This is a genomic window from Enterobacter sp. A103, assembly GCF_034427535.1.
GTDB classification, from domain to species: Bacteria; Pseudomonadota; Gammaproteobacteria; order Enterobacterales; family Enterobacteriaceae; genus Enterobacter; species Enterobacter asburiae_B.
The window spans coordinates 482,556-496,899 of record NZ_JAXQPQ010000001.1 but is presented as its reverse complement, the minus strand read 5'-3'; the positions used below and the strand labels follow the sequence as shown (position 1 = coordinate 496,899).

The following is a 14,344-nucleotide window of genomic DNA, read 5'->3' as shown; positions in this document are numbered from 1 at the left end:
GCGAGAACCGTTATTTGCTCATGGTGGCGATGTTGAACACCTGCTCGAGCATCGGATTAAAGGTGAAGCCTTTGACCTCTTTGTTCATCGCCAGCTGGTAGTTTTTCTGGAACAGATAAACGTAGGCCGCCTCGTCGATAACCACCTTTTGCGCCTGCTGGTAATCTTTGGTGCGTTCCGCCTGGTCGGTGGTTTTCAGCGCGGCCTGCAGCAGCGAATCAACCTCTTTGTTCTCATAGAACGAGCGGTTGCCCGGCAGCCCTTTTTTGTCCGATTCGAACCAGTAGTTCATGAACATGTACGGGTCGGCAAAGTCCGGGCTCCAGTTGCCGATGGCAATGTCGTAATCGCCTTTTCCGACGCGGTCGCGCATGGTGGCATTGGCCAGTTTTTCCAGCTTGACGCTAATGCCGAACTTGCCGAGGCTGGCCTGAGTGGAGAGGGCGATAGGCTCCCAGTTCGGATCGTTGTCCGAGTAGAGGAAGGTCAGGCTGGCGGGTTTGTCTTTGACCTTTTCCAGCGCCGCTTTGGCTTTGGCCTCATCGAAGCTGTACTGCATTGCCGTGGCGTCAAAGCCCCACATGCCTTCCGGGATCGGGCCGCGCATCTGCTTGCCGTTGCCGCTCAGAATGCCTTTCACCATCCCCTGGTAATCCGTCGCCCAGGAGATGGCCCGGCGTAAATCCACCTGATTGAGCGGCGCTTTGCCGTTGTTGAGATAGAGGTAAGTCACGCGCAGGGACGGGTATTCTGCGACGGCGACTTTACCTTCCTGCTTCAGGGCCGCAAGCTGATCGACCGGCAGGGAGTCGGCAATGTCCAGATCGCCGCGGGAAAGCTGCAGTCGGCGCGAGGCGCTCTCACCGATAATTTTCACCGATACGCGCTTAAAGTGCGGCTTTTCACCCTGCCAGTGGGGGTTAGGGACCAGGATCAGCTGCTGGCCTTTCTGCCAGCTTTTCAGCATAAACGGCCCGGAACCGGCGGTGTTTTGCGCCAGAAAACCGCGCGCATCGTCTGCCGCGTTGGCCTTCAGCACCGCCGGGTTAATGATGGACGCCCCGTCGTTTGCCAATGTGTAGAGGAACGGCGCGAACGGCTGGCTGAGGGTGAACTTCACCGTATGGTCATCGACGGCATCAATTTTCAGGTCTTTCGGGAAGGCTTCAGACGGTCCCTGGCCGAGCTTCAGCAGGCGCTCAAAGGAGAGTTTTACCGCCTCAGCGGTGACCGGTGTGCCGTCGGAGAATTTCGCGTTATCCGCCAGGGTAAAGGTCCACTCTTTCTGGTCTTCCGACGCCTTCCAGCCCGTCGACAGATCGCCTTCCACCTCGGTAGAGCCCGGCTTGTACTTGACCAGACGCTGGTAGGACGGATAGGTGACGGTCCAGTCGTTGTTATCAATGGTGATGGCAGGATCGAGCGTTTGCGGGTCGGCGGCTTTACCGATCGCCAGCATGTCTTTCGGAACGGCAGCCAGCGCCAGCGGGGCGCTCAGGGCCAGCGTGGCGGCGATCAGGGTCGAGACAAGCGATGTTTTCATGGCAGTGCTCCAGGTTTAAAGAGAAGTGTGCGTCAGGGGAAAACAGGCAAAACGGTCGTCAAGCAGCGGGTAGCTGGCGGCGTTCGGCAGTTCGAAGTGCCACCATTCGCTGCTGATACCCACAAAACCACCGCCAAACATGATGGCGTTCAGCAGCAGACGGTTGCGCTGGGCGTGCGGCGGCACGGAGGGGTGATACGGATGCGAGCGGTCGTGCATTTCGTCAAAACCGGCACCCATATCCAGCACGGCGTTATGTTCATCCATCAGGGTGACGTCGATGGCCGTACCGCGGCTGTGATTGGAGCCAATCGCCACGTCGACCACGTATTCCGGGTTCGGGCAGGCATCCCACAGCTGGGCCTGCGCCTGCTGCGGCCGATAGGCGTCGTAGACCACCAGCTTCAGCCCGGCCAGTGAGGCAATGCTGATGGCTTTTGCCAGCGCGGTGGCCGCGTCGGTATGCAGCAGACACAGCGCCTCCTGATAGATCGGACGGCCGGTGATGTTGTCGGCGGTGGCGTACTTCAGATCGATATGCAGCGTGGGAAACGTCTTCGCCACATCAATCAGTTCACTCTCTTCGGGCATAGCTCCGCTCCTTTAGCGTTCGAATTGACCAAACTCTTGTTGTAATTGCCGGTTTACCGCCAGACGCGCCGGGAGCGCCTCACCCAGCGCTTCCACCACGCCCGACAGCAGCAGGTTGAACAGACAGCTCACGGGGGCAAGTGAATCCCAGAAGTGACCGGTATCGGTTTTCACCTGCAGTAAATCCATCGGGTAATCCCGCGCCCACGGGCACCAGATGTCGGTGATTAAGGCCAGCGGAATGCCTTTCTCGCTGGCGACGCGGCAGTACTGACGGGCCATCGCAGAGTAGGTGCGCGTATCGGTCAGCACGACGTACGGGTGCGAAAACCCCGAGTTCAGGGATTCCACCCAGCTGCCGGAAGCGCCTTCCGAATAGCTCACCCGCGGGCGGAGGTACTCGAGGTGGCTGAAGAAGGCGTTGGCAATCCCGCGCGTGGACTGGATCCCCAGCACAAACACCGCGTCGGCGTGGGCGAGGTTGTGCACCACCTGACGAAAGGCGTCCGTTTGCGCCAGCTGGTACACCTGCGTGATGGCATCCACTTCCAGCGACAGGGCGTGCTGAAGGCGGCTGGAAAGGGGGCGCTGCTGCTGCCAGGAGTCCAGCCGCTCGTTCATGCCCCAGGGCTGATACGGATCGCGTAGGCTCTTTTTGGCATCTTCCAGGTTGCGATACCCCAGCTTGCGCAGGAAGCGTCCGACGGTAATTCCGCTGGTCCCGCTCGCCTGACCGATGCTCTCCGCCGTTTCAAACGGGATTTGCGCGGCGTGCGCCAGCAGCCAGCTTCCGACCCGCTTTTCGCTGGGCGTGAGCTGGCTGAACGTCGCTTCGATACGGCTCAATATCTCAGGTTTCGTCGTCATACCGCCTCGCTGTTAACAGGCTGTCAATGGCCGATTTTTTGTTACCTGGTTAACAATGCATGACGCGTGCCATGTTCACAGGGCGGGTGAAACCCGCTGTGCAGTAAACTTCATGCAATATTTGTTTAACCAATGATCAACATTTGTGCATCGTAGTTCACTTTTGGTGCACTGTCTGACGCGGCAGGTATGAATTTGGTGAATACGTCAGTCCGTTCACATTTTTGATAAGATAGATGTACTGTGAATATAAAAGGGATCCCGGCATGGCAAATCTGCCCTGGCGAGTCAGCGTGCGCCTGATAGCGCTTGCAAAGAAAATAGGGATTGTCGTCGGGATCGTGCTGGTCGTCCTGCTGGCGGTTCGGGTCTATCTCTCGCAGCAGGGACCGGAACTGCACCTGTGGCATACCTGGCGGGCCGATGAGATGTCCGTACGCGAGATGGATAACGCCGATTTTGCCCAGTATATCGCCCGCGAAAACGCCATTTTCGCCGATCTTGATCATGCGGTGACGGCGAAAACAGAGGGCGAGGAACGTACGCCGTTAAACCGCTATTACCGCCAGAGCCTGGTATGGCCGGGACAGTTTACGCCCGATGCCAACCGCTCCTTTGTGCTGATGCCTGCCGGACAGCCGCGCGGCGCGGTGGTGCTGCTGCACGGTCTGACGGACTCGCCTTACAGCGTCCGACGCCTTGCGGTGAACTATCAACAGCACGGCTTTGTGGCCGTGGTCCCGCGCCTGCCCGGGCACGGCACCGCGCCCGGCGCGCTGACGGACGTCGACTGGGAGATGTGGCTCGCGGCGACGCGTCTTGCGGTGCGGGAGGCCACGCGTCTGGCGGGTGAGGCAGTGCCTCTGCATCTGGTGGGCTACTCCAACGGCGGGGCGCTGGCGATGAAATATGCCCTCGATGCGCTGGATGCGCCTTCGCTGCGTAAACCGCAGCAGGTGATACTGCTCTCACCGATGATCGGCGTGACGGCCTTTGCGAGGTTCGCCGGATTCGCCGGGTTACCGGCGCTGCTGCCGGCGTTTGCCAAAGCGGCGTGGCTGAATATCTCTCCGGAATATAACCCGTACAAATATAACTCGTTCCCGGTGAACGCCGCCCGCCAGTCATGGCTTCTGACGAAGGCCTTGCAGGAGCAAATCGGCCGCGAGGCGCGGGAGAACAGGCTGGCGAATTTGCCGCCGATCCTGGCGTTCCAGTCGGTCATGGATTCCACGGTCAGCACCCGCGCGGTGGTGACCGGCCTGTTTGACCAGCTTCCGGCAAACGGCAGCGAGCTGGTGGTGTTTGATATCAATCAGGCAGCCAGCTTCCGTCCGCTGTTCAAACCGTCGTCGTGGACGGCAACTTCGGCGCTGCTGCCGGTTGCGCAGAGGCGTTACGGTGTCACGATCATTACCAATGCCAGCGAGCACAGTTTCTCGACGGTGGCGAAAATCACTCCGGCAGGCAGCACCCGGGAGACAGTCGTGCCGCTTGCGCAGGCCTGGCCGCAGGATGTCTATTCCCTGTCGCACGTTGCGGTGCCGTTCCCGCCGGATGACGATCTTTATGGCCGTGAGCCTCGGGTGAAAAACCGCTACGGCATCAGCCTGGGGACAATTGCGCTCTGGGGCGAAACCTCCGTGTTGAGCGTCGGAAAAGAGGCGCTGATGCGGGTCACCTCGAACCCGTTTTACGACTATATGCAGGAGAGGATAGACAGCCGAATTGTCAACGGGGAAAAGTAACGTTCCCCTGTGGTGTGAATATGTTAGGTCGCATTGATTAAGTATGTTAAATAGTAGTTTCAAGGCACCTCTCTTTCTCATCGGAACCCATTTTTGTGCTGACGACTCTGATTTACCGAAGCCAGTTGAATTTATCCCGCCCCTCCACCGAGTTGCGGGAACTGGTGGAGCGCGCCCGGATCCGCAATGCCAGTCTGAATATCACCGGGGTTCTGCTCGCAAAAGGCAGCGACGTGCTGCAAATACTCGAAGGGTCGGAAGAGAGCGTGCTTAAGCTGTTCCATAAAATCCGTGACGACAAGCGGCACAGTGGAGTGGTCGAGCTGATGCGGGACTATGGCCCGCGCAGGCGCTTCGAAAACGTCGGTATGCTGCTGTTCGATCTGCAGACGCAGTCACCGAAAGAGGTGCTGCAGTCGGTTCTGAATTACAGCAAGCTGGAAAGCTATCTCACATCCGATGACCGGGTGTTCAAATTTATCCAGACGTTTATCACTGGCAAACGTCCGGCCCTGTCGGGTGCACGCTACGTACCTGAAAAATGGACGCTTTCACCCGAGGCGTTGCCCTTTGGCGAACACCTGGGGCTGATGGCCAACCAAACCTGTCAGTTTGCGCTCCAGCCCATTGTTGAGCCCTCGGAAGGGAAGATCAGTTCGCTTGAAGCCCTTATTCGCGGCAACGACGGCGGCAGCCCGGAGCATTTCTTCAGCACCCTCGACCCGGACAAAATCTACGAAGTCGATCTCCAGACGAAAGCGTATGCCTTTGCGCTGGCGGAAAAACTGGGGATTGGCAGCCATAAGATTGCGGTAAACCTGCTGCCGATGTCGCTGGTGAATGTTCCCAACGCCGTGGAATTCCTGGTCAGCGAGATAAAAAAACATGGGCTGCAGCCGGAGCAGGTAGTCATTGAAGTGACGGAAAACGAGATGATTTCCGGCTTCAACCAGTTCAATAGCGCCATCAAGCAGCTTCGCGGTGAGGGGATTGGCCTGGCGATCGATGATTTCGGTTCCGGCTATGCCGGTCTTTCGCTGCTGACCCGCTTTCAGCCGGACAAAATTAAGATCGACCGGGAGATAGTTAGCGATATCCACCTCAGCGGCCCGAAGCAGGCGATTGTGCGCTCCATCGTCAGCTGTTGCTCCGATCTGGAAATTACCCTGGTGGCCGAAGGGATCGAGAAGATAGAGGAGTGGTGCTGGCTCGAGTCTGCCGGGATCCGGCGTTTCCAGGGCTTTCTGTTTGCCCGCCCGCAGCTTAATGGCGTCGGTGATATTCACTGGCCGCATCTGGTGCGTTAGCCAATTTTCCTCCCGCGTTATTTCCCCTTCGTCCTGCCTGTGCTTAAATAGCTAAAACGGTTTAACATGGTTTAGCTAAGAGGATCACATGAAAAAAATCTGGGTACTTGGCGATGCGGTGGTGGATTTGCTGCCCGATGGAGAAGGCAGATTGCTGCAGTGTCCCGGCGGCGCACCGGCAAACGTTGCGGTCGGTATTGCCCGGCTGGGCGGCCAGAGCGCCTTTATCGGCAGGGTTGGCGACGATCCCTTCGGGTGCTTTATGGCGAAAACTCTCGCTGACGAGCGGGTCGATGTGAAGTTTTTGCGCCTTGACCCGGCGCACCGCACCTCAACGGTGGTGGTCGATCTGGATGACCAGGGCGAACGCTCGTTTACCTTTATGGTGCGCCCGAGCGCCGATCTGTTTCTCGAATCCGCCGATCTGCCGATGTTCAGCGCCGGGGAGTGGCTGCACGTCTGTTCCATCGCATTAAGCGCAGAGCCGAGCCGTTCTGCGACGTTTGAGGCGATGGCCGCCGTTCGCGAGGCGGGCGGCTACGTCAGCTTCGACCCCAATATTCGCCCGGACCTCTGGCCGGATGAGAACGCGCTGCGCCGCTGCCTGGAACAGGCCCTGCAGAGTGCCGACGTGGTGAAACTCTCCGTCGAAGAGCTGGCGTTTTTAACCGGAAATGTCGAGGTAAACGTCGGTCTGGACGCGCTGATGGCGCGCTGTACGGCGCGTCTGGTGCTGGTTACCCAGGGAAAAGAGGGGGTGATTGCCTGGCATGACGGCGCCGTGAAGCACTATCCGGCAACGCCCGTCGAGTGTGTCGATACCACCGGCGCGGGCGATGCCTTCGTGGCGGGGCTGCTCTACGGGCTGGCCGCCGGGCAGGATCTGACGCCGGTCATCGCCTTAGCCCAGCGCTGCGGCGCATTAGCCACCACGGCCAAAGGGGCAATGACCGCATTGCCGTGGCAGCAGGATCTGTAATTCCTTCCTTCACTGGCCGCCATCCGGCGGCCTGAATTGTCGCCTCGATCACACTTACTAAAACGGTTTAGCAAAAAAGATTGCCGATCCAAAATTCAGAGGTTTAGTATCAGCAACCTAAACCGGTTTAGCAATTTAGCACGTTTAATGACTTTTTTTAGGGATGCGACAAAATGTATAAAAAACGCAGACTTGCCGTGATGATAGGCATGCTGGCCGGAAGTACCTCTGTTTTTGCCCAGACGGATATGACAAGTATCGAAGCGCGTCTTGCCGCGATGGAGCAGCGCCTCCAGGCGGCGGAAACGCGTGCGCAGGTGGCTGAAAAACGCGCCACGGATGCGGAACAAAAAACGCAGCAGCTGGTGGCCGCGCAGCAGCAGACGCAAACGACAGCCCAGGCGGTGGCGCAGCGCACCACAGCGCTGGAGAAGAAGGCGGATCAAAGCAGCGGGTTTGAGTTCCACGGCTACGCCCGTTCGGGCCTGCTGATGAACGATGCGGCCTCCAGCAGCAAAAGCGGTCCTTATCTGACCCCGGCCGGAGAAACCGGCGGCGCGGTAGGGCGTCTGGGTAATGAAGCCGACACCTACGTCGAGCTGAACCTGGAGCACAAGCAAACTCTGGATAACGGGGCCACCACGCGCTTCAAAGCGATGCTGGCCGACGGTCAGAGAACCTATAACGACTGGTCAGCCGATACCAGCGATCTCAATATTCGCCAGGCCTTCGCGGAGCTGGGCAACCTGCCTGATTTTACCGGCGCGCTGAAGGGCAGCACCTTCTGGGCGGGTAAACGCTTCGACCGCGACAACTTTGATATTCACTGGCTGGACTCCGACGTGGTGTTCCTGGCCGGTACCGGCGGCGGCGTCTACGACGTGAAATGGAACGATTCGCTGCGCAGCAACTTCTCCATCTACGGCCGCAACTTCGGCAGCGTGGAGCAGACCGACAATAACGTTCAGAACTATATTCTCAGCATGAACCACTTCGCCGGACCGTTCCAGCTGATGGTGAGCGGCCTGCGTGCAAAGGATAACGACGACCGTAAAGACACCAACGGCGATCTTATCAAAACTGACGCCGCCAATACCGGCGTTCATGCCCTGGTCGGGTTGCATAACGAGAGCTTCTACGGCCTGCGGGAAGGGACAGCCAAAACGGCGTTGCTGTACGGCCACGGGCTGGGTGCGGAAGTGAAAAGCATCGGCTCCGACGGCGCGCTGCTGCCTGAGGCGGATACCTGGCGCTTCGCAAGTTACGGTGTCACGCCGATCGGCGGTGGCTGGAGCGTTGCGCCCGCCGTGCTGGCGCAGAGCAGTAAAGATCGCTACGTGAAGGGCGATAGCTATGAGTGGGTGACGCTCAACACCCGCCTGATTAAAGAGGTGACGCAGAACTTCGCTCTGGCCTTTGAGGGAAGCTATCAGTACATGGATTTAAATCCGGAAGGCTATAAGGACCGGAACGCCGTTAACGGCAGTTTCTACAAGCTGACCTTTGCGCCGACGTTAAAAGCGAGCAAAATCGGCGATTTCTTCAGCCGTCCGGAGCTGCGCCTGTTTGCCACCTGGATGGACTGGAGCAGCAAACTGGATCATTACGCCAGCGATGATGCCTTTGGCAGCAGCGGCTTCAACGCCGGCGGGGAATGGAACTTTGGGGTCCAGATGGAAACCTGGTTTTAACCCATCACGCTCCCACCAGGCGGGAGCGTTTCGCACATCATAAAAAGAAGTCAGGCAGAGGTATCTATGGATTTTAATCAAATCGCCCGCGAGCTCATTCCGCTGCTCGGTGGCAAGGAAAATATCGCCAGCGCGGCGCACTGCGCAACGCGTCTTCGTCTGGTGCTGGTTGATGACGCGCTTGCCGATCAGCAGGCGATCGGCAAGGTCGACGGCGTAAAAGGCTGTTTTCGTAACGCCGGGCAGATGCAGGTGATTTTTGGCACGGGCGTGGTCAACAAGGTTTACGCGGCGTTTATTCAGGCGGCGGGGATTAGCGAATCCAGTAAATCGGAGGCCGCGGATCTGGCGGCGCGCAAGCTGAACCCGTTCCAGCGCATTGCCCGTTTGCTCTCCAACATCTTTGTCCCGATCATTCCCGCGATTGTGGCATCCGGCCTGCTGATGGGCCTGCTCGGCATGGTGAAAACCTACGGCTGGGTCAATGCGGATAACGCCATCTACATCATGCTGGACATGTGCAGCTCCGCGGCGTTTATCATTCTGCCTATTCTGATCGGCTTTACCGCCGCGCGGGAATTTGGCGGCAACCCGTATCTCGGCGCGACGCTGGGCGGCATTCTGACCCACCCGGCGCTGACCAACGCCTGGGGCGTGGCCTCCGGCTTCCACACCATGAACTTCTTCGGCCTTGAGATCGCGATGATTGGCTATCAGGGCACGGTGTTCCCTGTGCTGCTGGCCGTCTGGTTTATGAGCATCGTCGAGAAAAACCTGCGCCGCGCGATCCCGGACGCGTTAGACCTGATCCTGACGCCGTTCCTCACCGTCGTTATCTCCGGCTTTATCGCCTTGCTGATTATCGGCCCGGCGGGGCGCGCGCTGGGCGACGGCATCTCCTTTATCCTGAGCACGTTAATTGAACACGCGGGCTGGCTGGCCGGGCTGCTGTTCGGCGGGCTTTACTCGGTGATTGTGATCACCGGTATTCACCACAGCTTCCACGCGATCGAAGCCGGGCTGCTTGGCAACCCGTCGATTGGCGTGAACTTCCTGCTGCCGATCTGGGCCATGGCGAACGTGGCGCAGGGCGGCGCCTGTCTGGCGGTGTGGTTCAAAACCAAAGATGCCAAAATCAAAGCCATTACCTTGCCGTCGGCGTTCTCTGCGATGCTGGGCATCACCGAAGCGGCCATTTTTGGTATCAACCTGCGCTTTGTTAAGCCGTTCATCGCCGCGCTGATCGGCGGCGCGGTGGGCGGGGCCTGGGTGGTCTCAGTCCATGTGTACATGACCGCCGTTGGGTTGACCGCTATTCCGGGCATGGCCATCGTGCAGGCCAGCTCGCTGCTCAACTATATTATCGGCATGGTGATTGCCTTCGGCGTGGCGTTTACCGTCTCACTGCTGCTGAAATATAAAACGGACTCTGAATAATGACGTTACCTTCCCGCTGGCCTGCGATCCTGCAGGCCGTTATGAAAGGTCAGCCGCGGGCGCTTGCGGATAGCCACTATCCGCAGTGGCACCCCGCGCCGGTGACGGGGCTGATGAACGATCCCAACGGGTTTATCTGGTTTGCCGGCCGCTACCACCTGTTCTATCAGTGGAACCCGCTGGACTGCGAGCATCGGTTTAAATGCTGGGGGCACTGGAGCTCTGCGGACCTGGTGCACTGGCAGCACGAGCCGCTGGCGCTGATGCCGGATGAAGAGTATGACCGCAACGGCTGCTACTCCGGTAGCGCCGTGGATAACGATGGCGTTTTAACACTGTGCTATACCGGCAACGTCAAGTTCGATGACGGCAGCCGCACCGCCTGGCAGTGCCTGGCGGTGGAACAGCCGGACGGGACCTTTAAGAAGCTGGGGCCGGTGCTGGCGCTGCCGGAAGGCTACACCGGACACGTGCGCGATCCGAAGGTGTGGCAGCACGACGGGGAGTGGTACATGGTGCTCGGCGCGCAGGATCTGCAAAAGCGGGGCAAGGTACTGCTGTTTAAGTCAGCCGATTTGCACGCCTGGGCGTCCTGCGGGGAAATCGCCGGTCACGGGGTTAACGGCCTGACGGACGCGGGTTATATGTGGGAGTGTCCGGACCTGTTCGCCCTCGACGGAACGCACATCTTAATCAGCTGTCCGCAGGGGCTGGCGCGCGAGCCGCATCGCTATCTCAATACCTATCCGGCGACCTGGATGAGCGGGGCGTTTGACTATTCGAATGCCGCGTTCGATCACGGCGACCTGCGCGAGCTGGACGCGGGCTTTGAGTTTTACGCTCCGCAAACGACGCTGGCGGAAGACGGACGACGCATTCTGATCGGCTGGATGGGCGTACCGGACGGGGAAGAGATGCTTCAGCCAACCCGGGCGCACGGCTGGATGCATCAGATGACCTGCCCGCGCGAATTACGCTATCGCGACGGCAGGCTCTGGCAGACCCCGGCGCGCGAGCTGGCGGCGCTGCGTGAAGATGAGCAGCGCTGGCAGGGGCGCGCCAGCGAGGCGCCGGACCTGGACGCGACGCGCCTGGAGTTTGAGCTGAGCGCATCGCAGGTGAATGTCGATTTTGGCGGCGCGCTGCGTCTAACGGTTGATGAGCAGGGTATACGTCTTGAACGCGCGAGCCTGAAAACCGGTGAAACGCTGACCCGCTACTGGCAGGGCGACGTCAGCCATTTGCGCGTTCTCTGCGACCGCTCCAGCGTTGAAATCTTCATCAATCACGGTGAAGGAGTGATGAGCAGCCGCTATTTTCCTGACCATCCGGCCCGGGTGCGATTCGAAGGTGCGTCCGATATCACATTACGCTACTGGTCGCTGCGCGCCTGCATGATAGAATGAGGGTTTTGGCAGCCGGATCTAAGTCGTTGTGAGAAAAACAAAACGCGTCACCATTAAAGACATCGCGGAGCTGGCGGGTGTGTCAAAAGCCACCGCCAGCCTGGTCCTGAACGGGCGCAGCAAAGAGCTTCGCGTGGCGGAAGAGACGCGCGAGCGCGTGCTGGCGATTGCAAAAGAGCACCACTATCAGCCCAGCATTCACGCCCGGTCGCTGCGCGATAACCGCAGCCACACCGTTGGTCTGGTGGTCCCGGAGATCACCAACTACGGTTTTGCCGTGTTTTCTCACGAGCTTGAGACGCTGTGCCGCGAGGCGGGCGTTCAGCTGCTGATCTCCTGTAGCGATGAAAACCCGGGGCAGGAGACGGTGGTGGTGAACAACATGGTGGCGCGTCAGGTTGACGGGCTGATTGTGGCCTCCAGCATGCTTAACGATGCGGACTACCACAAGCTGAGCGAGCAGCTGCCCGTTGTCCTGTTTGACCGCCACATCAACGACAGCGCGCTGCCGCTGGTCATCACCGATTCCATTACTCCAACGGCGGAACTGGTGGCCGACATTGCGCGCCAGCACCCTGATGAATTCTACTTCCTCGGCGGCCAGCCGCGCCTTTCTCCGACGCGCGACCGCCTGGAAGGGTTTAAGCAAGGTCTGCGAGAGGCGGGCGTGGAGCTGCGCCCCGAGTGGATCATTCACGGCAACTATCACCCGAGCTCCGGTTACGAGATGTTTGCTGAACTCTGCGCCCGTCTGGGGCGTCCGCCGAAAGCGCTGTTCGCCGCCGCCTGCGGGCTGCTGGAAGGGGTGCTGCGCTATATGGGCCAGCACAACCTGTTGCAAAGTGATATCAGGTTAGCCAGTTTTGACGATCATTATCTCTACGATTCCCTGACGATCCCGGTGGATACCATTCGTCAGGATAACCGCCAGCTGGCGTGGCACTGCTTTGATTTGATTAACAAATTGATCGAAGGGGAGACGCCGCAGCCGTTGCAGCGCAAGCTCAATGCCACCCTGCAGCGACGCTATAAGCCAGCGAAATAGCCCGGTTCGATACTTCAATAACTTTAATTAATTTAAGTTTTGGAATGGCCGATAACCATAAGGAATAATTTTCCTTGAGGTATTGGTTTATGTCGTTGAAAAAGTCGTCCCTGATCGTCCTGTTCTCGCTGCTTTTCTTCTTTGTTGTCAGCATTGTCACCAGCGTTGGCCTCATCATAAAAAGTAATAATTCCCTGGATAACGTCAACAAAGAGATCCAGGTTGTGCTGTCCATTATTGACCCCATCAACCACAGCCGTACGCTGCGCGTGCGGGTGATGGAATATGTGAAGATGGTGGAAGCGGGCAACTCGGCGGACGGGGCTGCAAAGCTAACCGCCGTGAAAGAGGCGCTGACCAAAGCTGACCACGCCTTTGCGGCCTTTATGGCTTCGCCGCGTCTGACGGATGAAGCGCCGCTGGTGACTGCCTATCAGGACGCCTGGCAAAACTACCGCAACCAGGGGCTGGCACCGCTGATCGATGCCGCCGAGGCGCACGATGTGGCCAAATTTAACGCGCTGATCCCGGAAGTCTCCCGCCTCGACCGCCAGTACGAGATCGTTCTCGACCAGGTCCTTTCCGTCCACCAGAAATACGCCAAAAGCCTGAACGAAGATGCGAGCAGCAATTTCGTCTCCGGCCTGGCGATCATTGCCGCTATCGCCAGCCTGTTTGTGGTGGTGATTGTCGCCGTCAGCCTGCTGATGAAGCGCTTTGTCTTTGCGCCGGTCAACCTGGCGCGCGAGCACTGCAGCCAGATTGCGGCGGGCAAGCTGGACGTTCCGGTGCCGGTCAAGGGGAGCGCACATAACGAAATCGATCATCTTATGAGCTCGATGGAACAGATGCGTCAGGCACTGCTGGCGACCATCGCCCAGGTGCGCGATGCGAGCCATACCGTAACGCACGCGGCGCAGGAGATTGCCTCCGGAAATATCGACCTGGCGTCACGTACCGAGCAGCAGGCTTCCGCATTGACCCAGACGGCGGCGAGCATGGAAGAGCTGAGCGCGACGGTGGCGAACAATACCGACAACGTTTATCAGGCCGGGAAACTGGTGCAGGACGCGGTGAAAAATGCCCACACCGGTGAAGCGGTAACCCGAGAAGTTATCGACACGATGAATACCATCGCGGCGAACTCGAAGCGCATCGAAGACATTACCAGCGTGATTAACAGCATTGCCTTCCAGACCAACATCCTGGCGCTGAACGCGGCGGTTGAAGCGGCGCGCGCCGGCACGCAGGGCCGCGGCTTTGCGGTCGTGGCCAGCGAAGTGCGCACTCTGGCGCAGAAAAGCGCGGTGGCGGCCAAGGACATCGAGAGCCTGATTGCGCAGTCGGTCTCCAGCGTGAAAAACGGCGCGGAGCTGGTCAGCCGCTCGGGCGAGGTGATTGACTCGATTATTTCGTCGGTGAATAAAGTGAATACGCTGATGGAGCAGATCTCCGTCGCCTCTGAAGAGCAGAGCCGCGGGATCAGCCAGGTCGGCCAGGCGGTGACCGAGATGGATGGCGTGACCCAGCAGAACGCCGCGCTGGTGCAGCAGTCCGCTGCGGCAGCGGCCTCGCTGGAAGAGCAGGCGCAGCAGCTTTCACGGAGTATTTCGAGTTTTAGTTTGCCGGTGCAGGCGTAAGCCTTTGACATGTGCCGGGTGGCGCTGACGCTTACCCGGCCTACGAAACCTGTAGGCCCGCGCAAGCGTCAGCGCCGCCGGGCAATAACC

General features: G+C 59.1%; 11 protein-coding genes. 8 read left to right on the top strand and 3 right to left on the bottom strand.

What is annotated here, in order from left to right:
- Window positions 1-10: 10 nt before the first annotated feature.
- Genes SPH27_RS02390 through SPH27_RS02380 form a run of 3 tightly spaced genes read right to left on the bottom strand, consistent with a single transcriptional unit; the run spans window position 11 to window position 3,001 of the window.
- Entirely contained in the window at window positions 11-1,543 is a 1,533-nt protein-coding gene (locus tag SPH27_RS02390; protein WP_182073054.1) for an ABC transporter substrate-binding protein, read from the bottom strand.
- A gap of 15 nt (window positions 1,544-1,558) precedes the next feature.
- Complete coding sequence (ddpX, locus tag SPH27_RS02385; protein WP_023311885.1) at window positions 1,559-2,134, bottom strand: D-alanyl-D-alanine dipeptidase; 576 nt, start codon at window positions 2,132-2,134, stop codon at window positions 1,559-1,561.
- 12 nt (window positions 2,135-2,146) lie between these two features.
- On the bottom strand, window positions 2,147-3,001 hold the full coding sequence (locus tag SPH27_RS02380) for a MurR/RpiR family transcriptional regulator (RefSeq protein ID WP_207167491.1): 855 nt from the start codon (window positions 2,999-3,001) through the stop codon (window positions 2,147-2,149).
- A gap of 266 nt (window positions 3,002-3,267) precedes the next feature.
- Here SPH27_RS02380 and SPH27_RS02375 point away from each other — a divergent pair, with 266 nt between their 5' ends.
- From SPH27_RS02375 to SPH27_RS02340, 8 genes are all read left to right on the top strand, one after another.
- A complete protein-coding gene (locus SPH27_RS02375; protein WP_182072956.1) occupies window positions 3,268-4,749 on the top strand; it encodes an alpha/beta hydrolase in 1,482 nt (493 codons plus the stop codon).
- A 95-nt stretch (window positions 4,750-4,844) separates the two neighbouring features.
- Window positions 4,845-6,056: a diguanylate phosphodiesterase gene (locus SPH27_RS02370; protein ID WP_182072955.1), complete on the top strand. Its 1,212-nt coding sequence runs from the start codon at window positions 4,845-4,847 to the stop codon at window positions 6,054-6,056.
- 88 nt (window positions 6,057-6,144) lie between these two features.
- The gene (locus SPH27_RS02365) at window positions 6,145-7,035 is read left to right on the top strand and encodes an aminoimidazole riboside kinase (RefSeq protein ID WP_182072954.1); all 891 of its coding nucleotides are present in this window, start codon (window positions 6,145-6,147) and stop codon (window positions 7,033-7,035) included.
- 173 nt (window positions 7,036-7,208) lie between these two features.
- Window positions 7,209-8,726 (top strand): carbohydrate porin, encoded by a 1,518-nt coding sequence (locus tag SPH27_RS02360; RefSeq protein WP_039262800.1) that lies wholly within the window; start codon window positions 7,209-7,211, stop codon window positions 8,724-8,726.
- A 66-nt stretch (window positions 8,727-8,792) separates the two neighbouring features.
- The gene (locus SPH27_RS02355; RefSeq protein ID WP_048974816.1) at window positions 8,793-10,163 is read left to right on the top strand and encodes a sucrose-specific PTS transporter subunit IIBC; all 1,371 of its coding nucleotides are present in this window, start codon (window positions 8,793-8,795) and stop codon (window positions 10,161-10,163) included.
- On the top strand, window positions 10,163-11,569 hold the full coding sequence (locus tag SPH27_RS02350) for a sucrose-6-phosphate hydrolase (protein ID WP_182072953.1): 1,407 nt from the start codon (window positions 10,163-10,165) through the stop codon (window positions 11,567-11,569). Before SPH27_RS02355 ends, SPH27_RS02350 begins: the two co-directional genes overlap by 1 nt.
- Before the next feature lie 28 nt (window positions 11,570-11,597).
- A complete protein-coding gene (locus SPH27_RS02345; RefSeq protein ID WP_182072952.1) occupies window positions 11,598-12,614 on the top strand; it encodes a LacI family DNA-binding transcriptional regulator in 1,017 nt (338 codons plus the stop codon).
- Between the two features lie 89 nt (window positions 12,615-12,703).
- Window positions 12,704-14,254, top strand: a complete 1,551-nt coding sequence (locus SPH27_RS02340; protein ID WP_096151077.1) for a methyl-accepting chemotaxis protein — start codon at window positions 12,704-12,706, stop codon at window positions 14,252-14,254.
- Window positions 14,255-14,344 lie beyond the last annotated feature (90 nt).

Bases quoted from the DNA above. Each gene is read 5' to 3' on its own strand.
- SPH27_RS02390 (WP_182073054.1), bottom strand. From the start codon at position 1,543: ATGAAAACATCGCTTGTCTCGACCCTGATCGCCGCCACGCTGGCCCTG.
- ddpX (WP_023311885.1), bottom strand. From the start codon at position 2,134: ATGCCCGAAGAGAGTGAACTGATTGATGTGGCGAAGACGTTTCCCACG.
- SPH27_RS02380 (WP_207167491.1), bottom strand. From the start codon at position 3,001: ATGACGACGAAACCTGAGATATTGAGCCGTATCGAAGCGACGTTCAGC.
- SPH27_RS02375 (WP_182072956.1), top strand. From the start codon at position 3,268: ATGGCAAATCTGCCCTGGCGAGTCAGCGTGCGCCTGATAGCGCTTGCA.
- SPH27_RS02365 (WP_182072954.1), top strand. From the start codon at position 6,145: ATGAAAAAAATCTGGGTACTTGGCGATGCGGTGGTGGATTTGCTGCCC.
- SPH27_RS02360 (WP_039262800.1), top strand. From the start codon at position 7,209: ATGTATAAAAAACGCAGACTTGCCGTGATGATAGGCATGCTGGCCGGA.
- SPH27_RS02355 (WP_048974816.1), top strand. From the start codon at position 8,793: ATGGATTTTAATCAAATCGCCCGCGAGCTCATTCCGCTGCTCGGTGGC.
- SPH27_RS02350 (WP_182072953.1), top strand. From the start codon at position 10,163: ATGACGTTACCTTCCCGCTGGCCTGCGATCCTGCAGGCCGTTATGAAA.
- SPH27_RS02340 (WP_096151077.1), top strand. From the start codon at position 12,704: ATGTCGTTGAAAAAGTCGTCCCTGATCGTCCTGTTCTCGCTGCTTTTC.